This window comes from Eubacteriales bacterium mix99, assembly GCA_038396605.1.
Lineage (GTDB): Bacteria > Bacillota > Clostridia > Caldicoprobacterales > DTU083 > UBA4874.
Genome location: CP121690.1, coordinates 69220 through 94314, shown reverse-complemented (window position 1 = coordinate 94314; position 25095 = coordinate 69220). Strand labels below are relative to the sequence as shown.

Annotated in this window: 19 protein-coding genes; 17 read left to right on the top strand and 2 right to left on the bottom strand. The window is 49.3% G+C overall.

All coding sequences use genetic code 11. The features are described 5' to 3' along the window. The first annotated feature begins 338 nt into the window (after positions 1-338). Positions 339-1475, top strand: a complete 1137-nt coding sequence (locus QBE55_00355) for a hypothetical protein (protein ID WZL78660.1) — start codon at positions 339-341, stop codon at positions 1473-1475. 43 nt (positions 1476-1518) lie between these two features. Continuing rightward, complete coding sequence (locus QBE55_00350) at positions 1519-2367, top strand: sugar phosphate isomerase/epimerase (protein ID WZL78659.1); 849 nt, start codon at positions 1519-1521, stop codon at positions 2365-2367. A 41-nt stretch (positions 2368-2408) separates the two neighbouring features. Here the strand turns inward: QBE55_00350 and QBE55_00345 are convergent, their stop codons facing one another. Next, the gene (locus QBE55_00345) at positions 2409-3146 is read right to left on the bottom strand and encodes an RluA family pseudouridine synthase (protein ID WZL78658.1); all 738 of its coding nucleotides are present in this window, start codon (positions 3144-3146) and stop codon (positions 2409-2411) included. Beyond that, a complete protein-coding gene (locus QBE55_00340) occupies positions 3143-4021 on the bottom strand; it encodes a class I SAM-dependent methyltransferase (GenBank protein WZL78657.1) in 879 nt (292 codons plus the stop codon). The genes QBE55_00345 and QBE55_00340 overlap by 4 nt, the downstream gene beginning before the upstream one ends. 260 nt (positions 4022-4281) lie before the next feature. Here QBE55_00340 and QBE55_00335 point away from each other — a divergent pair, with 260 nt between their 5' ends. The 15 genes from QBE55_00335 to QBE55_00265 all read left to right on the top strand — a co-directional run bounded on the left by QBE55_00335 (position 4282) and on the right by QBE55_00265 (position 25077). After that, entirely contained in the window at positions 4282-5592 is a 1311-nt protein-coding gene (locus tag QBE55_00335) for a UDP-glucose/GDP-mannose dehydrogenase family protein (GenBank protein WZL78656.1), read from the top strand. Between the two features lie 174 nt (positions 5593-5766). Beyond that, entirely contained in the window at positions 5767-6438 is a 672-nt protein-coding gene (locus tag QBE55_00330; protein ID WZL78655.1) for an accessory gene regulator B family protein, read from the top strand. Then, positions 6435-6569: a cyclic lactone autoinducer peptide gene (locus tag QBE55_00325; protein ID WZL78654.1), complete on the top strand. Its 135-nt coding sequence runs from the start codon at positions 6435-6437 to the stop codon at positions 6567-6569. The genes QBE55_00330 and QBE55_00325 overlap by 4 nt, the downstream gene beginning before the upstream one ends. A gap of 94 nt (positions 6570-6663) precedes the next feature. Continuing rightward, entirely contained in the window at positions 6664-7149 is a 486-nt protein-coding gene (locus QBE55_00320; GenBank protein WZL78653.1) for a VanZ family protein, read from the top strand. A 68-nt stretch (positions 7150-7217) separates the two neighbouring features. Beyond that, positions 7218-8300: a DUF2961 domain-containing protein gene (locus tag QBE55_00315; protein ID WZL79823.1), complete on the top strand. Its 1083-nt coding sequence runs from the start codon at positions 7218-7220 to the stop codon at positions 8298-8300. A 247-nt stretch (positions 8301-8547) separates the two neighbouring features. Continuing rightward, complete coding sequence (locus QBE55_00310) at positions 8548-11730, top strand: alpha-mannosidase (GenBank protein WZL78652.1); 3183 nt, start codon at positions 8548-8550, stop codon at positions 11728-11730. Between the two features lie 196 nt (positions 11731-11926). Beyond that, the gene (locus QBE55_00305) at positions 11927-12754 is read left to right on the top strand and encodes an aldo/keto reductase (protein ID WZL78651.1); all 828 of its coding nucleotides are present in this window, start codon (positions 11927-11929) and stop codon (positions 12752-12754) included. 229 nt (positions 12755-12983) lie between these two features. Next, positions 12984-13385, top strand: a complete 402-nt coding sequence (locus tag QBE55_00300; GenBank protein ID WZL78650.1) for a hypothetical protein — start codon at positions 12984-12986, stop codon at positions 13383-13385. A 98-nt stretch (positions 13386-13483) separates the two neighbouring features. Continuing rightward, the gene (locus QBE55_00295; protein ID WZL78649.1) at positions 13484-14290 is read left to right on the top strand and encodes a sugar phosphate isomerase/epimerase; all 807 of its coding nucleotides are present in this window, start codon (positions 13484-13486) and stop codon (positions 14288-14290) included. A gap of 508 nt (positions 14291-14798) precedes the next feature. Continuing rightward, the gene (gene tdh, locus QBE55_00290; protein ID WZL78648.1) at positions 14799-15878 is read left to right on the top strand and encodes an L-threonine 3-dehydrogenase; all 1080 of its coding nucleotides are present in this window, start codon (positions 14799-14801) and stop codon (positions 15876-15878) included. A gap of 40 nt (positions 15879-15918) precedes the next feature. Then, positions 15919-17097, top strand: a complete 1179-nt coding sequence (locus QBE55_00285; protein WZL78647.1) for a glycine C-acetyltransferase — start codon at positions 15919-15921, stop codon at positions 17095-17097. Positions 17098-17280: 183 nt separating this feature from the next. Then, entirely contained in the window at positions 17281-18192 is a 912-nt protein-coding gene (locus QBE55_00280) for a serine hydrolase (GenBank protein WZL78646.1), read from the top strand. 88 nt (positions 18193-18280) lie between these two features. Beyond that, positions 18281-20410: a hypothetical protein gene (locus QBE55_00275; protein WZL78645.1), complete on the top strand. Its 2130-nt coding sequence runs from the start codon at positions 18281-18283 to the stop codon at positions 20408-20410. A gap of 437 nt (positions 20411-20847) precedes the next feature. Next, positions 20848-21951 (top strand): extracellular solute-binding protein, encoded by a 1104-nt coding sequence (locus QBE55_00270; GenBank protein WZL78644.1) that lies wholly within the window; start codon positions 20848-20850, stop codon positions 21949-21951. Between the two features lie 186 nt (positions 21952-22137). Then, positions 22138-25077 (top strand): extracellular solute-binding protein, encoded by a 2940-nt coding sequence (locus QBE55_00265; protein WZL78643.1) that lies wholly within the window; start codon positions 22138-22140, stop codon positions 25075-25077. Positions 25078-25095 lie beyond the last annotated feature (18 nt).

Here is a 25095-nt window from a genome sequence, read left to right as displayed (position 1 = left end):
CTGCAAGAGACGAAAGCGTTCCCTTACGTGGCATCACTTCATGGGTATACAAGCACTACCCGCTTTCCGACATCCTTTCAAGACGAATGTCCTCCCGTGATTGCGGCAAAAGGCCTGTTTGCCGCAGCCGGTAATCTGAATCCGGCTTTTGACGTGTTTTCCTGTCAGGCCATAAATCAATTTTCAACCATTTTAACAAATTTTTTGCCTGGTGTAAAGTCGCCGGTAAATGATTTTCGCTTTCCGGCTGGTTTCGGAAGGGGAAAACGAAGGGGAAATCCTTGATTTTCCATGGGAAACATGGTATGATTCAAATATTAATATGAGAGGCAAAAGAGATGGAAAATCCCATAAAAACGATTCATTCTTATGCTCCGACCCGAATCTGTGATATCGGGGGCTGGACGGATACCTGGTTTGCAAGGTACGGCAATGTTTTCAGCATCGCCGTGTATCCCGGTGCGGAGGTTCAGATCAAGTGTTTCCCCACAGTCGGGGAACCGGAAATCAGGGTTTATCTTGAGAATTTTGATTACCGTTATACTCAATTTCCAAACAGGATTCAATATGGGATACACCCGTTGATTGATGCATCCATTGAAAGCATTCCCATACCGGAAAAGATGTCCTTGGAGATCAATGTCTATTCTGCCATGCCTCCGGGAGCCTCGGTGGGGACTTCCAGTGCCATTTCCGTTGCCCTGATCGGCGGGCTGGATGCTTTGAACGAAGGACATTTGTCTGCGGGAGAGGCGGCCAGGCTGGCTCATCAGGCGGAGACGGTAAAGTTAAAGCAGCAAAGCGGCATACAGGATCAGCTGGCGTCTGCCTATGGAGGGATCCGTTATATTGAAATACCAAGGTATCCCTATGCATCTGTTTCCCCTGTGTCCCTTCCGGAGCAGATATGGTGGGAGCTGGGACAATGCCTTTTGCTGATTTATATCGGTGCGCCTCACAATTCGGATAAAGTACATCAGAAAGTCATCCGGAGAATGGGGCAGGATGCTTCGGAGGATCCGCTGTTTTGTGCCATGCGGATTCTGGCCCGGGAAGCAAGAAATGCGGTGATTGCGGGAGACCTTTCCGCACTGGGCCGGACCATGGATGAGAATACGGAGATTCAGCGCCGGATGCATCGGGAGCTGGTGTGCGATTCCTTTGAGGAAGTGATAGCTGTCTGCAGGGAATTTGATGTGCTGGGCTGTAAGGTAAACGGAGCGGGAGGAGACGGTGGGACCGTCACCGCATTGACCGATGGGGATATGGTAAAAAAACGCAGACTGATCCGGGCCCTGGAGGGGAAAGGCTATCAGGTTGTTCCCATTATCCTTGCCCGTCAGGGACTTTCCATCTGGCAGGAGCAGACCGGCGGGGCACGAAAGGAAGAAAGACAGAAAACGGGAAAAGTACTCCGGGGCACAGATGAACAAGACGGATCCGGGATAACAAGTCCGGAAAGAGATGAAAGATAAAGGAAACAAAAAGATAAAGGGAACAACAGATGGAGGGGTGGAAATGGCAGATTGTGTTACAATTACCGGATTTGCAGATGAAATTGATCCGATGCTGGACAAACAGATGGAGGTCCTGAAAAAGCTTGGAATTTCTCATGTGGAAATGCGCAGGGCGGACGCCAAAAATTTGGTGGACTATCCGATAAAAGAGGTAAAACAAATTAAGTCACGTCTGGATGCAGGCGGGATTCGCCTTTCGGCGGTGGGATCGCCGATCGGCAAAATTGGGATTGCGGACGATTTTGCACCGCATATGGAGCAGTTTAAGCACACGGTGGAGATTGCCCATGAGATGGAGACTCCCTATATCCGGATATTCAGCTTCTTTATCCCGGAGGGAGAGGAGCGGACTGCATACAGGGAAGCGGTTCTGGAGCGATTGGGGCAGTTTGTGGATTATGCGGCTTCCAATGATGTTATCCTGCTTCATGAGAATGAAAAGAATATTTACGGGGAAAAGGCCCCGGAATGTCTGGAAATCATGAAGAATTTTTACGGCGATCATTTTAAGGCAGTGTTTGACTTTGCCAATTTTGTTCAGGTCAGGCAGGATACCCTGGAAGCATATGAGATGCTGAAGCCCTATGTGGAGTATGTTCATATCAAGGACGCCCGATGGAGCGACGGAACTGTGGTTCCGGCAGGCTACGGAGACGGTCATGTGAAAGAGATCCTGAAGCAGCTGAAGGAAAGCGGATATCATGGATATTTGTCGCTGGAACCTCATTTAACCAATTTTGTCGGCTTTTCCGATCTGGAACAGGGAGGAAAGATCGGAAAGAAATTGACGGGGGAAGAAGCGTTTACCCTGGCTTATGATTCCCTGAAGAAGCTTCTGAAGGAAATCTGAATTCCATCTGATTCCGATCTTTTGTGGCTTGGGATCCCGGTTCATTGGGACTTGCGGGGATCAAATAAATTCCATGGGAAAACATCCGGGGGATGGGAGGTAAATACCATCTCCCTTTTTGTTGTCGGATGCCGGAAAACAAGCTGATGGGACCAGAGTGCCATTTGCTGCCCGGGAGAGTTCACATCAGCGCCATATTTCTGATCCCCGTAAAGGGGGTGTCCGATGGCAGCAAACTGAACCCGTATCTGGTGAGAGCGTCCGGTCCAAAGGCGGATGCGGACCAGGGCAAGGGAACCCGGATTGCAGGAATCCCCTGTTTGAATCCCCTTGCTGTCCTGCACCTGATAGTCCAGAACGGCCCGTTTGCTTCCGGAAACGGACGGGGATACCGTCCGCACGATGTTGGTTGTCCTGTCTTTTTGCAGACAATGTTCCAGCCGCCCTTTTTTGTCCCCTGGTGTACCACGGACCACTGCCAGGTAGACTTTCCCGAATGCACGGGTCCGGATCTGGTCCGAAAGGCGGGCGGCGGCCTTGGAGGTTCTGGCAAAGACCATGACTCCGCCTGCCGGCCGGTCCAGACGATGCACCAGCCCCAGATAGACATTGCCCGGCTTCTGATACCGGATTTTGATATCCTGCTTCAGAAGGGACAAAAGATCCGGATCGCCGGATGCGTCTCCCTGTGATGGCATATTCACCGGCTTTTCCACGACCAGAAGATGATTGTCCTCGTATAATACAGGGATCGGGGGAGAGAAGACGGTTTGGCTCATTTTTCCGCCTCCGCTTCCCAGCGTCCGGACGCTCCGCATGGCAGGATCAGTCCCGAACGGGTAATGGGCAGTCCCACCTCATCGGATGTGACGGCTCCTCCATATTCCTTTTTCATGGAAAGGGTCAGGAGGTTGTACAGAACGGTAGGCGCCAGGCCAGTGGTATAGGAGTTAATCAGAAAGAACAGAGGGTGGGGGGAGAGCACCTTTCTGCAAAGCTCGATCAGACCATACAGTTTGTTTTCGATTTTCCAGACTTCTCCCCCGGGACCTCTTCCATAGGAAGGAGGATCCATGATCACTGCGTCATACTGTCGGCCCCTGCGTATTTCCCGCTGTACGAACTTTACAGCGTCATCCACAAGGAAGCGGACTCTCCGGTTTGCCAGTCCGGACAACCGAAGATTTTCCTTTGCCCAGGTGACCATTCCCTTTGCCGCATCCACATGACAGACCTCTTCCGCGCCGGCGCAGGCTGCGGCAGCGCTGGCGCAGCCCGTATAGGCAAACAGATTCAGCACCCGGACAGGGCGGCTGCTGTGCTTTATTTTTTTCATGATCCATTCCCAGTTAACGGCCTGTTCCGGAAACACTCCGGTATGCTTGAACCCCATGGGCTTTACATGAAAGGTCAGATTTTCCCAGGAAATCCCCCATTGCTCCGGGAGTTTCGAAAAATACTCCCAGGAACCGCCGCCCGTATTGCTTCTGTGATAGCGGGCATGGGCAATGTTCCAGAACTTGTCATCGGATGCCCTGGGCCAGATCACCTGGGGATCCGGGCGCCGCAATACAAACCTTCCCCAACGCTCCAGCTTTTCCCCGTCTCCGGTATCGATCAGTTCATAATCTTTCCAGTTCTCTGCTAAAAACAATTTCATGTTCCTCCTGTTCGCCTTATTATACCAATCCCAATCCGTCTTATCAATGCCGTATTTGAATAACAAATGTAAAATATTGTACTTCATAAAACGTCCGGAATCTGATATCCTAGTACATACGGGAACAATATGTCGTATTTTGCGGGAATGGCTGCTTTGCAGGAACTTCGGTTCTGTTTTGATGACCGGTTTGGGCCGGGACAGGGTTCCGGACGGCAGCAGTCCAAATTTAAGGGAAACGAAGGATGATGCTTATGAAAATTGCAGTTGCAGGAACCGGATATGTCGGGCTGGTTACCGGTGTATGCCTGGCAGAGATGGGACATGACGTGGTATGCGTTGATATTGATGAGGAAAAAGTCCGGAAAATGGAATCCGGGAAATCCCCTATCTATGAGCCGGGACTGGAGGAATTGATGAAAAAGAACCGGGAACGGCTGACCTTTACCACAGATTATCAAAATGCCTACCGGATTGCGAAGGTCATCTTCATCGGTGTCGGCACTCCGGAGAAAAAGGACGGTTCCGCCAACCTGAAATATGTCTATGAAGTGGCAGGGCAGATTGCGAAAAGCGTGGAGCAGGATTCCCTGGTTGTGATCAAATCCACTGTTCCCATAGGAACCAATGATCGGATTGAGAGACTTCTGAAGGAACGCGTCAGGGACGGCCTGAATATTGAAGTGGCTTCCAATCCGGAGTTTCTGGCCCAGGGTACGGCAGTGAGGGATACCTTGCACGCTTCCCGGATTGTGATTGGAGTGGAATCCCCACAGGCAGAAAAGGTTCTGCGGGATGTTTATCGGAACTTTGACCGGCCTCTGGTTGTCACGGACCGCAGGAGTGCGGAAATGATAAAATACGCATCCAATGATTTCCTTGCCCTGAAGGTGTCCTATATCAATGAAATCGCCAATGTCTGTGACGTGATCGGTGCCAACGTGGATGATGTGGTCACCGGCATGGGCATGGATCCCCGGATCGGAAGCCGATTCCTGAAACCCGGTATCGGATACGGCGGTTCCTGCTTTCCAAAGGATACCAGGGCCCTTCACTGGTTGGCCAGTTTTCATGATTATGAATTGAAAACGGTGAAGGCAGCCATTGAGGTCAATGAAAATCAGAAGATCAAGCTGATCAAGAAGGCCAGACAGTATTATGAAGATTTTAACGGGCTGAAGGCAGCGGCTCTGGGCCTGACGTTCAAGCCGGGCACGGATGATTTGCGGGAGGCTCCCTCTCTTTCCAATATACCGATCCTGCTGGAGGACGGCATGGATATCCGGGCCTGGGATCCCATCGGCATGGACTCCTTCCGCAGGCTTTACCCCGACGGGATCACCTATTGCGAATCCATGGAAGAAGCACTGAACGATACGGATATCTGCTTCATCTTTACGGAATGGCCGGAGATCGCAGACTTCAGTCTGTCCGGGTATGCGGAGCGGATGCGCACTCCCATTATCCTGGACGGCAGAAACTGTTACCGTCTGGAGGATGCGGAAAAGGCACCGGTTCTATATGATTCCATCGGCAGACGGGTTGTCGGCAAGTACAAAAAATGATTGCCGGATGGAAGATGGCCTTATTTTGCAGGAGGAACTATAAAAAATGGTGAGAATTCATCATTTTTTATAGTTTTTTCTTTTATGTGGAAGGAATTTCATGAGCGGTGTCGAAGAGAATATATGTAAATATAAATAAGTAAATAAGGGAATTGCAGGAGAAGGCGGTTTGAAATGTCCATCATTGAAAAGACCAGCAAGGCGATTGCATCGAAGACAGCTGCTATTCTGAATCTGGACCAGGACCATCGGGAAGTTCTGGAATATGGTGCCCTGAATTTTTTGCAAACCCTGTTTACCATTCTTCTGATTGTTCTGTTTGGTATTCTGGCCGGATCGTTGCCGGAGGTTCTCGTCCTGTCACTGACAGCTGCCCTGTTGCGTCAATTTTCCGGAGGGGTGCACGCCACTTCCCCCTATCGCTGTGCGGTACTCAGTGTTCTGATCTTTGGAGGACTTTCCCTTCTTGTGAAGTATGTGCTGCTTTTTTCATCACGGATGCCTGCTCTTCTTTTTCAAGGAGGAGCCCTTGCTTTGATTCTCGTTTTCCTGTATCGGTATGCACCGGCGGACAGTCCGAACAAAAGGATCAAAAATCCGGATACCCGGTATCGGCTGAAAAAATCATCCTTCTTCTTTGTAATGGCAGCAGAGCTGCTTACTGCGATATTATGGGAGGTTCATCTGAAAGCGGATTCGGAAATGGCACTTCAGTTCCTTGTCTGCATACAGCTGGGAATGCTTTGGCAGGCGCTCAGCATTACCCCGGTGATGCACCGGGTCATCTGCTGGATGGATTCTCTCTTAATAAAATTTAATCCGTGGAAAGGAGGCGTTAGAGCGTGAAAAAGTCCATCGTGAAGGCCGCAACCGTATGTGCTGGTTTCCTGACATTCCTTGCTACCATGGCATCTGCTTCTGCATGCTGGATCTGGTTCTATCAACCGGAAGAGCCCAAAGTCCTGCGCAGGGAGTAACTCCAATCCAATCGGGCCAATGGGACATGCACTGTTGATATCTTCAACAGTGCAGGCCCTTTTTTTAAGTTGAAAGGAAAATCAAAAAAACGGAATGAAACAAACGGATAGGAAAAACACCAGGTATGTATGGACTCTCCCTGTTCTGTGGATGTGCATCATTTTTGCCTTCTCCCATCAGCCGGGGAACGATTCTTCCCGGATGAGCGGGGGAATCACACAGATCATCGAATCAATGGCAGGATTTTTAAATATCAATACGGATCGTTTTGATTTGCATTTGTTTGTAAGAAAATCAGCACACTTTCTGGAATTTGCCGTTTTGGGGGCTTTGTTTTTTGCAGCATTCCGCCCGGCTTCCAGAAGACCGTCTCCCCGGAGCGGCTTGCGGACAGGTCTCAGGGCACAGGCGGCCGGCATGGCCTATGCGGCAACAGATGAACTGCATCAGTTGTTTGTTCCCGGGCGAAGCTGCCAGGTTCGGGATATGCTGATCGACAGCTGCGGTGTACTGCTGGCCGTTCTGCTCTGCTGTGCGTTTTATCTGGCGAGGGGCAGGCGGCGTGCCGAATATCATTGACTTTCCGGGCGATTCCTTTATAATTTATTTGTAATCGTGTGTTCGTATGGATAAGGAGGAGTCGCATGATGTTTCACGGAATCGGAACCAACATGAGCAATTTATTTCTGGCATCCAACGCAAAAACAAGGTCCATCAGCCCGGAGAACCTTACCGGCGAAAAGGGCGGAGGTGCCCGATGTGAGCTGGCAGACGGAACGGCAGGAGCGCCGGCCCGGGAGCTGGGCAAGGGTTGGAAGGTAAACCCTTTCATCCATATCAGGCCCCACAGTACCTTTTCTCTGGCCGGGATAGACGGACCGGGCTGTATTCAGCATATCTGGCTGACTCCGGTGGGAAACTTACGGCATTTGATTCTCCGCATATACTGGGACGGGCAGGACAATCCGTCTGTGGAGTGTCCCATTGGTGATTTTTTTGCCTGCGGGTGGGGCGTTTATGCGCCTGTGAATTCCCTGGCAGTCTGTGTAAATCCTGGCAGTGCCTTCAACTGCTACTGGCAGATGCCCTTCCGGAAAGGATGCAGAATTACTTTGGAGAACCGGACGGATGAGGTATCCACAATTTATTATCAGATTGACTACTGCCTGACGGAGGTACCGGTAGATGCACTGTATTTTCATGCCCGGTTCCGCAGGGTAAATCCTCTGCCCTACAGAGAAGTCTATACCATTCTGGATGGAGTTCACGGGAAAGGGCAGTATGTAGGCGTCTATATGTGCTGGGGCTCCAACAATAACGGCTGGTGGGGAGAAGGGGAAGTCAAATTCTACCTGGACGAAGACCGTGCGTATCCCACCATTTGTGGCACCGGCACGGAGGATTATTTTTGCGGATCCTATAATTTTGAAAACAAGGCAACTCATCAATACGAAGAGTTTTCGACTGCCTATGCCGGATTGCCTCAGGTGATCCGACCGGACGGTGTATACAATTCCCAGACCCGATTCGGCATGTACCGCTGGCATATTGCGGATCCCATTCGTTTTGAAACGGATCTCAGGGTCACGGTTCAGGCATTGGGCTGGAGAAGCGGCGGCCGTTATCTGCCCCTGCAGGATGACATTTCTTCTGTGGCATATTGGTATCAAACCCTCCCGGCAGAGAAATTTCCGCCTTTGCCGGACGATGATGCACTGGAGATTATCTGATGGCTGCTTGTATCCGAAGAAAATTGCTGAGTTTTGGCAGACAGCAGGCAAATCAGGAACCAACATAGGTCCTGCACGTGCTCATATGTCATGTCATGATATATTAGGATCGGGTACCATTACTTCAAGGAAATATGACGAAAAAAATTGTAATTCCATACCTGTTATGTTATGATATATTTGATTCAATCCGTAGGATCTCCGTTCCTGCTGCGGAGCGGGGATCAAAACAAGAAGGGGGCAGATCATGTTTTTTGTAATGGAGCGCACCAGAAAAGTGATGGAGGAACTGATGCGCCGGATGTTTTCCGATGCAGTGGAAATTCGATCCTTTCAAATGAAGACAGGGGATTTTCGGACTCTGCAGGATGCGGAGCAGGATCCTTCCCCGTGGCAGGATTACCAAACCGGCGGCAGCTGGGGCGGCCGGGGTGTCCATGCCTGGTTTCGGACGGTTTTTCAGATGCCGGATGCATTGGATGGACGTACAGTGGTGATCCGGATCCAGACGGGCGGCAGCGGCTGGGGTGCAGGAAATCCTCAGTTGTTGCTGTATGTGAACGATGAGGTTGTCCAGGGGGTGGACGGGAATCACAAAGTGGTGATTCTGGATCATTCTGCCGAGAAGGGGGTTACTGTCCAGATTGATCTTTCTGCATATACCGATGGGATAGACGATTTGAAATTGACTGTCGCTGCATTGGAAGAAAACGTAAAGGATCTGTGGTTTGATCTTTCCGTGCCGCTGGAGATTGCCGACCGGCTGGATGAGAATGATAAAAACCGGGTGGATATTCTGAACGCCTTGAACGATACGGTAAATCTGCTGGATTTGCGCAAACCCGGCTCCACAGATTTTTATCAATCCGTGGAACGGGCACGGAAGTTTATGGAGTCGGAGTTTTACGGGAAAAGGTGCGGACAGGAGGATGTCATTGCCACCTGCGTCGGGCATACCCATATTGATGTAGCTTGGCTGTGGACCCTTGCCCGGACCAGGGAAAAGACGGCCCGGAGCTTTTCCACCGTGCTGAAGCTGATGAAGGAATATCCGGAATATCTGTTTATGTCCAGCCAGCCTCAGTTGTATCAATTCTTAAAGGAAGATCATCCGGAAGTCTATGAAAAAGTCAAAGAGCGGGTCCGGGAAGGCCGGTGGGAGCCGGAAGGCGCCATGTGGCTGGAAGCGGACTGCAATCTCACTTCCGGGGAATCCCTGGTTCGTCAGATTCTTTTCGGCACCCGGTTTTTTAAAAAGGAGTTCGGCGTAACAAATGAAATCCTGTGGCTTCCGGATGTGTTCGGTTACAGTGCCGCTCTTCCCCAGATTATGAAAAAATCGGGTATCCGGTACTTTACAACGACCAAGATTGCCTGGAACCAGTTCAATAAGCTTCCCTACGATACCTTTCTATGGAAAGGTATCGACGGTACGGAGATTCTGACCCATTTTGTCACGACATGTGATTACCAGAAGGAGATTAAATCCCACTTTACCACTTATAACGGCTATCTGAATCCGTCCCAGGTCATGGGTGCCTGGCAGAGATACCAGCAGAAGGAGATCAACAACGACGTTCTGATTTCCTTCGGCCATGGAGACGGAGGCGGAGGTCCGACCATTGATATGCTGGAAAATGCCAGAAGGATGGCAAAGGGAATCCCTGGCTGTCCGAAGGTAAAGATGGGGACGGCCCGGGACTATTTCCATAAACTGGAGAAAACAGTGAGTGGGAATAAGCACCTTCCCAAATGGGTAGGGGAGCTGTATCTGGAATATCACCGCGGAACCTATACTTCCATGGCAAAGAACAAGCGGTTCAACCGCAAAAGTGAATTGCTGTATCAGGATGTGGAGATGCTGTCTTCCCTTTGCAGTGCTTTTGGCAGGGAGTATCCGCAGGACCGGATCAACCTGGGCTGGGAGAAAATCCTTTTGAATCAGTTCCATGACATTATACCGGGATCCGCCATTTATGAAGTGTACCAGGATTCCCACAGGCAATATGAAAAGATTTTGGCAAATGGCCGGGAGCTGCTGCATACATCGCTTCAGTTCCTTGCCGGTCATATCCGCCAAAAGGATCCGCAGAAGGACCTTACGCTGGTCATATTCAACACCCTGTCCTTTCCCCGGGACGATATGGCATCCTTTGCACTGCCCGAAGGCATGAAGGATCCTGAAATATGGGACGAAGACGATGCGGTTGTGCCGTTTCAGATCATAAAGGATGGGGATGCCGACAGGGCACTTGTTTATATTAAAAATATTCCGGCGAAAGGATACCGGGCCTACCGGATTCGGGAGGCATCCGGGGCGGATACCGGGAAGCCGGAGGAGGCATCCCTCTGTCAGGGGGATCTGAGCATCACAAAGAACTGCATGGAAAATCCGTTTTTCCGTGTGGAACTGGATGAGAAAGGAACCATTATCTCCCTGTTTGACAAAAAGAATCGGCGGCAGGTCCTTTCGGGAAAGGAAAGAGGCAATGTGATCCAGGCTTTCGAGGACCGGCCCATGAGTTTTGACAATTGGGACATTGATATCTACTACCAGGAGAAAATGTGGGAAGTGGACGATGTGCAGGAAATGGAGGTTCTGGAGACAGGACCGATCCGGGGCAGACTTCGCATTACAAGGAAATTTCTGGACTCCACCATCGTGCAGGATATGATCCTGTACCGGGATATTCCAAGGATCGATTTTCAAACCCATGTGGACTGGAAAGAGGATCGGATTCTGTTGAAAGCGGCTTTTCCCGTTGATGTGCATTCTGATAAGGCAACATATGAGATTCAGTTTGGCAACGTGGAAAGGCCCACGCACTGGAACACCTCCTGGGATACGGCAAGGTTTGAAGTTTGCGCGCAGAAATGGGCGGATCTGTCGGAGGATGGTTACGGTGTCAGTCTGCTGAATGACTGCAAATATGGTCATGATATCCGGGACGGCAATATGCGTCTGACACTTTTGAAATCCGGCATGGATCCGAATCCGAAGGCGGACCGGGGCGAGCATGAATTTACCTATTCCCTGTATCCCCATGCGGAAAGCTGGAGAGAAGGAGGCACCGTACCGATGGCTTACCGTTTGAATGTGCCCCTGCACACGGCGATTGGCCGGGGAGACGGCAGCGACAGCAGTGAAGTGCTGCCGGGGAACCTCTCCATGATCAAGGTGGACTGCCCCAATGTGGTCATTGATACGGTTAAAAAAGCAGAAGACAGCGGGGCGATTGTCGTTCGGATGTATGAATGCTACAACCGGAGAAGTAAGGTGAATCTGACGTTCTTCAGGGACCTGGAGGAAGTCATCGAGTGTGACCTGATGGAAAAGCCCCTGGCGGAGATTCCGTTGAAGGGCAGCAGTTTTTCCTTTGAAATCCGGCCGTATGAAATCCGGACTTTTTTGCTGAAGGTGAAAAAATAGAAAAAAGTGGCTAAATTTTCATGTTTCTGTTTCAGCCTCTGCAATATGTGGTATATAATAATGAAATAAGAGACGATGGGAATAGGGTGCAGAAGGAACAGTGCCCTTACATAACCATGAGAGGAATAAGGGAAAGAACAAAAGGATAACATACCGGAAAACAGAGTTGCAAAATGAGAGAAAGGATGTGCAGGGAATGCTGAACAGTCTGACCAGTACCGTAACATTGCAGAATGGCGTGAAAATGCCCGTCATGGGCCTTGGCGTATGGCAGGCGAAAGACGGCCAGGAGGTGGAGAACGCTGTAAAATATGCCGTGGAAGCCGGGTATCGGTCCATTGATACAGCTGCGGTCTATGGCAATGAAGAGGGAGTCGGCAATGCGATCCGGGACTGCGGAGTGCCGCGGAAAGAGCTGTTTATTACGACAAAACTGTGGAACGGGGATCAGGGGTATGATTCTGCCCTGAAGGCGTTTGACCGCAGTATGGAAAAGCTGAAGCTGGATTATCTGGATTTGTATCTGATTCACTGGCCGGTGAAGGGAAAATACAAGGATTCCTGGCGCGCCATGGAAAAATTGTATAAAGACGGACGGGTACGGGCAATCGGAGTGTGCAATTTCCATCCCCATCATCTGGATGATCTGACGGAAAGCGCTCATGTTATTCCCATGGTGGACCAGGTGGAGTTTCATCCGCTGCTGACTCAGGTAGACTTGCGCAAGTTCTGCAAGAATAAAAAAATACAGTTCGAAGCATACAGTCCGTTGCTTCATGGACAACTGGATCAGCCTGTTCTGAAGCAGCTGGGAGAAAAATACGGAAAATCACCGACACAGATCATACTGCGCTGGGATCTGCAAAATGGAGTCGTTACCATCCCGAAATCCGTTCATAAGGATCGGATTATCGAGAATTCCAGGGTATTTGATTTTGAATTATCGCAGGAGGACATGGATGTTATCAGCGATTTGAATCAAAATTACCGGACCGGCAGCGATCCGGATCATTTTGATTTTTAACAAACGTGTTGAGAATTTTCCATCTTCTATAGATGGAGAGATGAAGAAGATTATCACCCCATCTGACTATTTTGAAATAATCATCCTGCTACCGCAGGGTGATTATTTTTTTGAAAATGGGACAGGATCGGTTACCCGGCAACTCTGTATTTATGGCTTTTTGAGAAAGAAAGAATATTCCATAGTATAAACCATACCTAATATTTTCATATTTGGGTAAAATATCGGCATGTTGAAAAGATTTATTTTATATGGTTTTACCGGCTGGGGAATTGAGATCATATGGACGGGTCTCGGTTCCCTGCTCCAGGGCAACTACAAGCTTTCAGGGTATACCAGTATCTGGATGTTTTTTATTTACGGATGTGCCGTATTCCTTGAGCGGATCCATGACCGCATTGCTCATTTGCCATGGGGAATCCGGGGGTTGATCTGGGTCCTGCTGATTTACTGCATTGAGTACATCAGTGGCTTTTTGATGGATTCCCTGTTTGGGATCTGTCCCTGGCATTATACGGGAAAGTTTGCGATGAACGGCTATATCAATTTTTCCTTTGCACCGGCATGGTTTGTGGCAGGCCTGCTTTTTGAGCGCCTTCACAAAAGCCTGGATGAGCTCGGTATTGCCTGATGGGAACTGGACATAACTGGATTTTACCTTGTGGTATTCTGGAAAATAAGCTATAATATGCACAGGACGAATTGTATACGCCAAGAGGAGGGTGCCAGATGAAGTTTTCGTTTACCACGTTGTCCTGTCCGGAATGGACCTGGGAGAAAATCCTGGAAGAAGCGGGTCGTCTTGGTTATGACGGAATCGAGATCCGCGGGATAGAGGGGGAAATGTTTCTCCCCAAAGCAAGACCTTTTCTGCCGGAAAACCTGGAGCAGACCAAAAAGGATTTAAAACAGCAGGGGCTGGAGATCATCTGTCTGGATACTTCATGCAGTCTTCATGACGAATCGGGCTACCAGACAAACATGGAGGAAGGCAAGGCGACCATCGATCTTGCACAGGAGCTTGGAGTCCCGTACATACGTGTATTTGGAAACAATATTCCGAATCCGGATGAAAAGCAGCATACCATACGCTGGGTGGCCAAATGTCTGGAGGAGCTGGGAGAGTATGCAGAAGGAAAAAATGTCTGCGTCCTGATTGAGACCCATGGGGATTTTGCAGCGTCCGATGATCTTTCTGCTGTCCTTTCCCATACTCACAGCCCGGCAGTCGGGGTGCTGTGGGATGTCAATCATCCTTACAAGGCTTTCGGTGAGCCTATGGCTGTGACCTATGACCGATTAGGAAAATATATCCGACATACCCATTACAAGGATTCCAGGGGGAAGGGGCCCCGTGCGAAGTTGTGTCTGGTCGGCGAAGGGGATCTGCCCATTGGAGAGAGTCTGGATATCCTGAAACAGCATCATTATGACGGGTACCTGTCTCTGGAATGGGAAAAGAAATGGCATCCGGATCTTGCGGAGCCGGAAATTGCTGTCCCCTCTTTTATTTCCTATATGAAAACATTGATTTGATTTCGTAAAGGTCGAAAGTCCGGAGCCGAGCGAACCTTTTTGGAAAATTCATGGAAGAGATCATGCAGGAAGATAGTAGCGGAAAATGGAGATATGAAAGAGAATATGAAAAAAGAGCAGTACAGATATGAGAGGACTGCTCTTTTTTCATACGAACGAAATACAGAAATGGAAGGCTTTTTTAAGGAGATAAGATGATGTGGGATTCTACCATGCATGGTCCTTCCATTTTGCTTCATCTTATTTCTTTCTTATTTTAAATTATTCGACACTTCCTACATAAATCCTTCTTTTCTTTTTGACATTTTTAAAATTTTTAGATTTTTTTGTGATGCTTTCTATCCGTCGGCCTGGCACAAAGAAAACAGATTATGATGGATCAGAAACACGCAGTGCATACGCTCATGGAATGTAAGGATTGACTTACGGTGCCGTGTACAATATAATGGAAGTAAATAGCAACCTGTCCAACATTTCACCCATTTCAATATAGAAAGGAAGAATGAACATGAGCACCGGCAGGATGATGAAAGCATTAATAAAAAAGTATGACAGACTCGGAATCTGGCTGGACGAGGTGCCTGTTCCGGAAACCGGAATCAACGATGTCCGGATAAAGGTGCGGAAAACAGCGATCTGCGGTACCGATATTCATATCTATAAATGGAATGAATGGGCTCAGAGAACGATCCGGACTCCCCTTACCATCGGCCATGAATTTGTCGGGGTCATTGATGAAGTGGGAAGCAATGTATCGGATTTCAAACCCGGCGATCTGGTTTCCGGGGAGGGACATGTGGTTTGTGGCCGGTGCCGCAATTGCCTTGCCGGAAGGAGGCATTTATGCAAGGATACCAGCGGAGTCGGTGTAAACCGTCCCGGCGCTTTTGCCGAATATGTTGTAATCCCGCAGACCAATGTGTGGTACTGTGACAAATCCATTCCTGAGGAATTGTTCAGTTGTTTTGATCCTCTTGGCAACGCCGTACATACTGCTCTGAGTTTTCCTGTCCTGGGGGAGGATGTCCTCATTACCGGCGCGGGCCCCATCGGTATTATGGCCGCAGCCGTTGTACGACATGCGGGGGCAAGACATGTCGTCATAACGGATATCAACTCCTATCGTCTGGAACTGGCAAAGAAAATGGGCGTCACAGCCGCATTGAATATCCGTACCGATTCCATTGAAGACTGCATGGGCAGGCTGGGAATGAAGGAAGGATTTGATGTGGGCCTGGAAATGTCGGGCAATGACAGTGCGTTCCGGAGTATGATCGATGTGATGTGCCACGGCGGCAAAATAGCGCTGCTGGGCATTCAGGAAGGACAGACCGCGATTGATTGGGATAAGGTTGTCTTCAGCGGCCTTACCATCAGGGGAATCTATGGACGGGAAATGTTTGAGACATGGTACAAGATGCAGTCCATGATTCAGTCCGGTCTTGATATCGCGCCGGTGATTACCCATCGCTTTGATTATACCGATTATCAGGAGGCTTTTGACACAATGGCATCCGGTTCTTCCGGCAAGGTGGTGATGAATTGGGTGAGGGAATCTGCTGTCCCATCTGATACCACACAGATATAGCTTTGAAAAATGAATATATTGTAAAAACGGAGGGATATTCATGAGCAAAAAACTGTACGAGAGGATCCGGACCCAGCTGAAGGAAATGAAAAATGACGGGACGTACAAGGAATACCGGTATTTGGAGTCCCCGATGAGTGCCCATACCCGAATTGAAGATAAGGGAGATGTTCTGGTACTATGTTCCAATAACTATTTGGGGTTATCCGACAAGGAAGAGCTGATCCAAAGCGGCATCCAGGCGCTTCAGAAATACGGCGCAGGCGGGGCCAGTGTAAGGTTTATCTGCGGTACCTATGATATTCACAGGGATCTGGAAAACAAAGTTGCCGGATTCCTGGGGACGGAAGCGGCGCTTACCTATTCTTCCTGCTGGAGTGCCAATACTGCGGTGATACCTGCTCTCCTGCAGCCTGGTGATACAGTGATTTCCGATGCCCTGAACCATGCCAGCATTGTGGACGGATGCAGACTGATTGCCAAAGGGGTAAACAAGGCGATTTACAGACATTCCGACATGTCGGATCTGGAGGAGAAGCTGAAGGAAGCGAAGGACAGCTCGGTCCGACTGGTCCTTACCGACGGCGTGTTTTCCATGGAGGGGGACATTGCCAGGCTTCCGGAAATCGTGGAATTGGTACGCAAATACGATGCCGTCCTGATGGTGGATGATTCCCATGCCACGGGGGTAATCGGTGAAACGGGGAAGGGAACGGCGGAATACTATCATATGCAGGGTCAGGTGGACATTATTACCGGCACATTCGGCAAGGCACTGGGAGGTGCCGGGGGCGGCTTTGTGGCAGGAAGAAAATCTCTCATCGATTTGTGTGTTCAGGCTTCGCGCCCACATTTGTTCTCCAATTCCCTTCCGCCGGTGTTGACCGCCATCGCCGGAACAGCCCTGGAGTATCTGGAGGTTCATCCGGAGATCGTACGTTCCCTGAGGGAGAAAACCCGTTATTTTCGAAAGCAGCTGAAGGACAGGGGACTTGATATTCTGGAGGGCGACAGTGCCATTATTCCCATTATGATCTATGATGCGCCGAAGGCTGTCCGGCTTGCCAATCAGCTGTTCGGGCATGGCATCTATGTAACGGGCTTCTGCTATCCGGTCGTGCCGGAAGGTCAGGCAAGAATCCGCCTGCAGGTATCGGATGCACTGAGCTATGAGGATATTGACCGGGCAGCGGATGAGATACAGGAGCTGGTGAAGTAAATTGTTAACCGCAATCTATAATGAAGGGTTTCGAAAAATAAAGGAGGACCTTTCCCATGAGTAAATTGCCACGATCCACACCGGAAAAGCAGGGGATCCCATCGGCGAGCATTCGGGGGTTTCTGGAGGATATCGCAGGGAAGAACTTGGAGCTGCACAGTTTCATGATGCTTCGCAACGGGCATGTTGTTTCGGAAGGGTGGTGGGATCCATACCGGCCGGATCTGCCGCATCACGTGGGAATGCTGTCCCATGGGCATCAACTGCGGCGGCTGGGGCCTTTCCATACGGACAGAGGACATCGCCAGATTCGGGCAGCTGTATCTGCAGGACGGAATCTGGAAAGGAGCCCGGGTTTTACCGGAAGGATGGGTACAGGAGGCCACACGCTCCCATATATCAAATGGAGAGGATCCCGGGAGCGACTGGAGCCGGGGATACGGCTATCAATTCTGGCGCTGCAGGCATAACGCCTATCGTGGAGACGGTGCCTTTGGCCAGTTCTGCATCGTTATGCCGGATCAGAATGCCGTGATTGCCATTACAAGCGGATTGGACGATATGCAATCCGTATTGGAGTCGGTCTGGAGGCATCTTCTTTCTGCCATGGGAGACGCAGAGCTGCCGGAGAATCCGCCAGTCTGTGCAACGCTTCAAAAATTCCTGCGCAGCCTTGCGCTTTTCCCTCCGAAGGGAAGGAATTCCTCCCCACAGACATTGGACCGGACAGGGAAAAGCTATGTTCTGGAGGAGAACGAACCGGGATGGGAGAGGATTTCCTTTGAATTCCTGGCGGAGCGGTGCAACCTGCGATTGCGGGAAAAGGGAAAAGGAATCGTGGAGATTCATTGCGGCACAGGGGACTGGATGGAAAATCCGGAGCACGCGGATTGGCTGCCGGGAAAAATCATGGCCAGCAGCGTATGGACGGAGGATGTGGTCTGTCAGATTACTCTCCGGTTCATTGAAACACCCTTTTATTTTACTTTGCGCTGCAGCTTTGACGGGGAAGATATCAGGATATCCGCTTCCCGGAATGCTTCCTTCGGGCCAAGGGAAATCCCCGTCATTCACGGAAGCATGGCCGGAGTATAATTAGCGGACAGCTTTTATAAAATATGGGAAAAGACAAGCTGTCGGACAGGCAGCAGGGAATTGCACGAAAGGTAAGGTGAAGTTAAAAATGAATCCAGCCAGTAAACGTTTTCATTTTGTTCGCAAGTCGGAAAATCAGGCGATATTGAGTATTCACGCTTCTCAAAAGGAAGGTGGAACGATACCCGGCAGATTATTTGGGAATTTTTTGGAGCATCTTGGCTTTACTGTTCAGGGAGGGATCTTGGCACAGCTCCTTCGAAATCCGGCTATGGCTGCGGACCATAATCTGACACCGGATCAAAAAAACAATCTATTGGATAACGGCAGGGTTGCCGAAGGTATCCACAGATTGCGGAAAGAAGATATCGACAAATACAGGGAGTGGTCTCCCCAGATTGGTTGTACGGGATTTGGTATGCTGATTCTGGATGATGAGACGAAAGATGGGATCCCACTCCCCTGGAAAGTTGTCCCGCATGGGGCGGGCAGAGGCAACGAAAAAGGGCGGATTGGAACTTCCGTCAGATTGAATCCAGGGAAGGAAAAGGTTTCCCTCAGGCAGGGAATTTTTGCTCCTCTTCATAGAGAAAAGAACTATAGTGGGCATATATGGATCAAGGCGGTGGGGGAAGGAAATCTTTCCGTAGAGTTCCGGCGAAGAGGAAAGAATGAACAGAATTCAGATGAAAATAGTGTGATAGTGCGGACAGATTTACCGTGGCCAAAGGATCGTTGGGAGAAGATCCACTTTAATTTGGTTGTTCCTGAGGGGGCCGCAGACAGATATGAACCCATTGATTTTTCCATAACAGCGGAAGGGAATGGATATGTATGGATAGACAGGGCGGTACTTCTTCCCGATGACAACATCCATGGGTTTGACCCGGATATCATTGAAGAGGCAAGGACCTTGGCACCACCGGTTTTAAGGGGCCCAGGGGGGAATTTCACAAGTGGATATCATTTCTGGAATGGTATAGGGGATGTTGATTACCGGCAGACATTACCCAATCCGGCGTGGGGTGGTATGGAAGACAATTTTTTTGGAATAGATGAATTTCTGCGCTTTTGTGAGCTGATTGGGGCCGAGCCCCATATCTGTGTAAATATGGGGAGCGGTATTGCAGAGGAAGCCGCTGCCTGGGTCGAATATGTGAATGGTCCGAAAGATTCTCCATGGGGGAAAAAGCGGGCGGAAAATGGTCATTCCGATCCATATAATGTGAAGTTATGGGAAGTCGGCAATGAGATATACGGCGAATGGCAGATTGGTCATTGCGGCGCTGAGGAAAATGCAAGGCGGTTTCAGGAATGGTCCGGGGCTATGAAGGCTGCAGACCCGAATATTGAACTGCTGGCAACGGGAAGTCCTTTTGACGCAGTGGAATCCCATCATCATTGGCATGAGGCTCTTCTTGATGAGGGGGGCAGGAACCTGGAGTGTATCACTTTGCATGCATTGCCAGACAACAACAGCCAATTGGGTGACAATGAGAGGATTGAAAATATCTGGCGGTCCATCATGGCCCATACAACCAGATGGGAGGATGTGGATATCCCCAAACTGCTGCAACTTATCGACAGCAGGGGCAAGAGCGGAAAGGTGGATCTGGCTATTACGGAATGGGGCGTTTTGGGAAGGCCCGATCTTCCCGTGGTTCAGAATATCGGGGGTGCCGTATATGCAGGACTTTTCCTCAATATGTTGATTCGGATGAAGGAGCATATACGGGTTGCCAACGCCACGGCTATTCTGCATGGAGGCTGTATCAGAAAAGCAGGACCATTTATATACCTGGATCCACAGGTGGAAGTGATCAAAAGGTATTCCAGGCTTGCGGGGGGGCATCTGATTCCAATAAGCTGTGAAGGATCAGGCTATGACGTGGAGGAAGGAATTTTCATGGCTCCGCAGGTAGAAGATGTTCCCTATGTGGATAGTTTATGCGTCGAAAAAGAGGATAAAATTACCCTGGCTATCGTGAATCGTCATCCCCTTGAAAAGATTCCTTTGAAAATTTTTTCCGATGAATTAAAGGGATTGGATTTAATTCTGTCAGAGGAAATGACCAGTGAAGGGTTGGCTGAGGGCAATACTCCATTCATGCCGCATAGAGTGAAGTTCGTAAATAAAGATGTGGAATATAACGCCGACAATAATGTTATGAGGTTCGACCTTAGTCCCCATAGTATAACATGGCTGGAACTTGAATAGTGGAATTATCCTGTTGTTTGTTATATAGCATGTGGCCGCGCAGAGGCATATCTTGAGAAAAGCTCAAAGCCATGGGATGATACAGCCGGTTCGATTATTTTAACGGAAGCGGGAGGAGAAATATCTGATTGGAGTGGAGAAGAAGTACCCTACTTGCAGAATTCGGATGTTCTATATAGGCCTTGTCACCTGATGGATCCCTTCCCGGGTTTGACAGCAAAAAAAGAAAAAGGAGCCGTAAGCCTTAGGTATGAGCAAGGTTGCGGCTCTTATCATATGAGAAGAAGTTGTAGTGAATGACTGGTATGGGCAACCATGTATTTTTGCCGTGCCGCAGGATTTCACAAAGAAAGAAAGCGCAATTCGCCAATTTGACAGGATTCCATCTCACATTCTGTATAAATATATCAATATACTATTGACATATATACAAACATATGGATGAATATCTGAACGGCGATCCGGATTATAACCTGAAAGATCTGCCCGACTGGTATCCGGACTATACTACATATGAAGATAAAATCTACGGCGTGTATACGGACGTTTCCACCGAGGCTTTGGTATGGAACAAGGATTTGTTTAAGAAAGCCGGTCTGGATCCGGATACTCCACCCCAAACGCGCAGCGAATTTCTGGATTATGCAAAGAAGCTGACGGCATTTGATTCCAACGGAATGGTCAAACAGCTGGGCTATAAATGCGGGGGCGGATTTGAAGGATGGATTCTGTCCACCGGGAAACAGTATCAGGAAGAAGACGGTAAAGTCGACATCAATACACCGGAAGTGGCGGACACCTTCGAGTTTTTAAAGAAAACCATCGATATCTACGGCAGCGATGACAAGATCCCGGATACGATAAACTGGGATAAGGGGAATATTGCCATGGTCAATACGGATATTGGCTATTCAAACAATATGAAAAACAAGAACTTTGCCGTTGGGGTTGCGCCATTGCCCCGTCCGGACGAGCTGAAAGATCATGAGCCATATGTAACTGGCTTTATCAATCAATGGTATGGCATCCCGACCGGAGCGAAAAACCCGGATGGTGCCTGGCTGCTTCTGAAATATTGTGTCACCGGAGGCGTCAGCAATGTAATGGACGGCGAAGCCATAGATAATCCGGAGACCTGGGTGCCTGTCTTTATGACAGATCCGGCAGCGAAGAATGCCCTTTTTGACAAATATCTGGACAACACCAGGCCGGACATCAAGCAGAGCGTTTTGGACCGGGAAGAGATTTATAAAAAAATCAACATAAAAAGATCCACAAATTCCATCATTAATGCAAAATGGAACGGTGTTATGGTAGACGGTATGTTTAAAATGCTGAACGGGGAAGTTACCGTCACGGATGAGCTCGCTGCCCTTCAGAAACAGGCGGATCAGATCTATGAGGATTACCAGTCCGGGAAGATCAATTTGAAGGACGAGGCAAAGAAGGAAGAAGAGCGGATAGCCAAGGAAAAGGCGGAAGCTGAGAAAAAGGAGAAAGACAAAGAGGGAGAAAAACCCGAAGAGGAAGAGAAAAAATAACGGCCTTTCATAGCTCTGAAAATCAATGATTACGGTATCTATGCACCGGGTGTGATCCGGGCATAGATACCTCTTGTATGTTTATTTTTGTTCAAAGGGGAAATCGAGTTGAAAACGGCAGGACGAAAAGGGAACCAATCAGCAGGTTTCAAAACTACAATACTCTTGCTTTTGATATTATGTATAATGGGATGGAGTTTTTTCGGTGTTCCTGCAGAAAGCCGGAAAGCGATCGCTGCCGGAGAAAATGCCGGAACGGATGGGAATGTACCCGAAAAGAATATCAAAGGGGAAGCAAATGCGCCGGCGTCAGCGGAGAACAGCTATGCTGCCGTTTCCGGGAAATATGACGATCCCTCAAATTATCAGCTTTCCGGGAAAGACAGGATCGTTCTGAAGGCTGCCAATGCATTTTCCGATTCCGGAAAACCTGTCTTTAAAAAGGAGGAAGCCGGGAGAGATTCGGTTTCCGTCTGTACGGATGAGAAGACAGAGGCTGTGTCCTGGGATTTTGAAGTGAATCGGGAAGGCCTGTACGAAATCGGGTTCGAGTATTTAACCGACGCGGAGGAAGGCTCGCAGGTACAGCGCGAGATATGGATTGATCATGAACTTCCCTTTACCGAAAGCGGGAATATCGCCTTTCCGCGAAGATGGTATGAAGCTTCCAAGGTAACAAAGGATATCAACGGGGATGAGGTCAACCCTCTTCTGAAGCAGCAGAATGAGTGGTTTACCGTAAAAGCAACCGATGTGGACGGGTACACCAGTGAGCCATTCCGGTATTATCTAGAAAATGGGAAGCATACCCTGACCCTTGTAAGCGTAAGCGGAAAGCTTTCCATCGGGGAGATTTCGCTGATTCCTGCGGAAGATTACCCAAAATACCGGGAAGTCCTCAAGGAATACAAGGAAAAAGACTTTCCGGAATACAAGGGGGAAAGTGTTGTGTTGCAGGGGGAAGATGCCGACTATCGGTCGGAACAGATTCTGCGCAGGGAATACAATTCGGATCCTGCCACGCAGCCCTATCAAAAAGGTCAGGTAGTATTGAATACAATCGGCGGATACAACTGGAGGAATGCCAATCAGAAAATTGAATGGGATTTTTATGCCCCGGAATCCGCGCTTTATAAACTGAACCTAAAGGTCTTTCAGAATCACGGGGAAGGGTTGAATGTCTACCGGCAGATTGCCATTGACGGTGTCGTTCCCTTTGAGGAGGTAAAGGAATATCCCCTTTCCTACAGTGATAAATGGCAGAGCGTAACCGTCTCGGATGGCAAGGGGAAGCCTTATCTGTTTTATCTGTCGGAGGGAAAGCACCGGATTTCCCTGGAAAACAAGCTGGGAAAATCCGGCTATGTAGCCCGGGAAATCTATTCGATCAATGAAGACATGTCCGCCCTTCTGCGAAATATTACAAAAGTGACAGGCAGCGATCCGGATCCCAATTTTCAGTATGAACTGGATGAGAAGGTTCCGAAGCTCATGGATACCATGGCGGATATCCGGGATCGATACCGGCATCTGGTGGATTATCTGATTAAAATATCGGGAAAGACTCCTACTCTGGCAAACAGCCTGAATACAGCAGCAGACCAGCTGGATTATTTGATCCGGAAGCCGGAGAAGATCCCCAAAAAGCTGAGGGAGCTGACGACCACCCAGTCCAGTCTGTCCACTTATGCCTTTGAAATACAGGAGCAGCCCGCGACAATTGACTTTCTGCAGTTTGCCACACCGGAAAAGGAAATCAAGCTGCGGAAAAGCACCCTGTGGGAAAGGGCTGCAGGCACCATGGTAAACTTTGCTTCCTCCTTTTATAAGGATTATGACAGCGTGCTCTATTCCCGGAATGAAGCGGCAGCCGCTGTGAATCAGGTGGAAGTGCAGGAGCAGAAGCCCGTTGTTCTGGATGTATGGGTTGCCAGGACAAAAGAGATGGGCGAGATTATTCAGAGGCTTGCCAATGAAGACTTTTCCACAAAAACCGGAATCGCAGTAAAGGTGAATATTCTGCCTGCCGGTTCCGTTGGCGCAGTGGGAAGCGTCAGTCCGTTGATGCTTTCCATTATTTCCGGAAATGCGCCGGATGTCGCGCTGGGAAGTGATCAATCCACTCCGGTGGAGCTTGCCATCCGGGGCGCTACCCGGGACTTGTCCAAATTCAGCGATTTTGATGAGATCCGGAAAAGGTTTTTACCGGAAGCTCTGACTCCGCTGGAATACCGCGGTGGAGTTTACGCGCTTCCGGAAACAATGGATTTTTCCATGATGTTTTATCGAAAGGACATTCTGGAGGAGATTGGCATGGATGTCCCGCAAACATGGGATGATCTGTATTATACCGCCCTGCCGATCCTGAAACAGAATGCGCTGGATTTCTATATGCCTTCGGATTATTCGCCGTTCCTGTATCAAAACGGCGGAGAATACTATAATGCGGATCGGTCTGCACTGGCTTTGGATTCCGATGCTGCGTACAAGGCTTTTCTGCAGTGGACGGAGAATTACACGATTTATGATATTCCGAAAACAGTGGATGTTTACAATCATTTCCGGATTGGGGATGTTCCGCTGGTGATAGGAGGATATGGAGATTTCATCAAGCTCACCTATGCTGCACCGGATATCTATGGAAAATGGGGAGTGACCAATATACCCGGGATATTGCAGGAGGATGGGACCATGGACCGAAGCAACAGCGGCGCCATCAGTACCATATGCATGTTTTCGGATTCCGATAAAAAGGAGGAAGCCTGGGAGTTTGCGAAATGGTGGTCCAGCGCGGAGATACAGGAACGGTTTTCCATGGAGGTGGAAGCAGTCATCGGTCTGGAAGCCAGGTGGAATTCGGCCAATACGGAAGCCTTTTTGTCCCTTCCCTGGCCAAAGGAAGATCTTCCGGTTTTCCGGGAAGCCTGGGATTCGTATAAGGGAGTTCCCAATGCATTGGGAGGATATTATACTTCCCGTCATATCAGTAATGCCTGGACCCGGGTCGTCATGGACGGCATGAATCCGAGAGAATCGCTGGAGAAAGCCATCAAGGCCGTAAACATTGAGATGAAACGGAAACAGGTGGAGTATGGTCTGGAAGACGGTCAGGATCCGGAAGAATAACGGACCGATCAATGGAGA

Bases quoted from the DNA above. Each gene is read 5' to 3' on its own strand.
- QBE55_00355 (WZL78660.1), top strand. From the start codon at position 339: ATGGAAAATCCCATAAAAACGATTCATTCTTATGCTCCGACCCGAATC.
- QBE55_00350 (WZL78659.1), top strand. From the start codon at position 1,519: ATGGCAGATTGTGTTACAATTACCGGATTTGCAGATGAAATTGATCCG.
- QBE55_00345 (WZL78658.1), bottom strand. From the start codon at position 3,146: ATGAGCCAAACCGTCTTCTCTCCCCCGATCCCTGTATTATACGAGGAC.
- QBE55_00335 (WZL78656.1), top strand. From the start codon at position 4,282: ATGAAAATTGCAGTTGCAGGAACCGGATATGTCGGGCTGGTTACCGGT.
- QBE55_00330 (WZL78655.1), top strand. From the start codon at position 5,767: ATGTCCATCATTGAAAAGACCAGCAAGGCGATTGCATCGAAGACAGCT.
- QBE55_00320 (WZL78653.1), top strand. From the start codon at position 6,664: ATGAAACAAACGGATAGGAAAAACACCAGGTATGTATGGACTCTCCCT.
- QBE55_00315 (WZL79823.1), top strand. From the start codon at position 7,218: ATGTTTCACGGAATCGGAACCAACATGAGCAATTTATTTCTGGCATCC.
- QBE55_00310 (WZL78652.1), top strand. From the start codon at position 8,548: ATGTTTTTTGTAATGGAGCGCACCAGAAAAGTGATGGAGGAACTGATG.
- QBE55_00305 (WZL78651.1), top strand. From the start codon at position 11,927: ATGCTGAACAGTCTGACCAGTACCGTAACATTGCAGAATGGCGTGAAA.
- QBE55_00300 (WZL78650.1), top strand. From the start codon at position 12,984: ATGTTGAAAAGATTTATTTTATATGGTTTTACCGGCTGGGGAATTGAG.
- QBE55_00295 (WZL78649.1), top strand. From the start codon at position 13,484: ATGAAGTTTTCGTTTACCACGTTGTCCTGTCCGGAATGGACCTGGGAG.
- tdh (WZL78648.1), top strand. From the start codon at position 14,799: ATGAGCACCGGCAGGATGATGAAAGCATTAATAAAAAAGTATGACAGA.
- QBE55_00285 (WZL78647.1), top strand. From the start codon at position 15,919: ATGAGCAAAAAACTGTACGAGAGGATCCGGACCCAGCTGAAGGAAATG.
- QBE55_00280 (WZL78646.1), top strand. From the start codon at position 17,281: ATGTTGTTTCGGAAGGGTGGTGGGATCCATACCGGCCGGATCTGCCGC.
- QBE55_00275 (WZL78645.1), top strand. From the start codon at position 18,281: ATGAATCCAGCCAGTAAACGTTTTCATTTTGTTCGCAAGTCGGAAAAT.
- QBE55_00270 (WZL78644.1), top strand. From the start codon at position 20,848: ATGGATGAATATCTGAACGGCGATCCGGATTATAACCTGAAAGATCTG.
- QBE55_00265 (WZL78643.1), top strand. From the start codon at position 22,138: ATGGGATGGAGTTTTTTCGGTGTTCCTGCAGAAAGCCGGAAAGCGATC.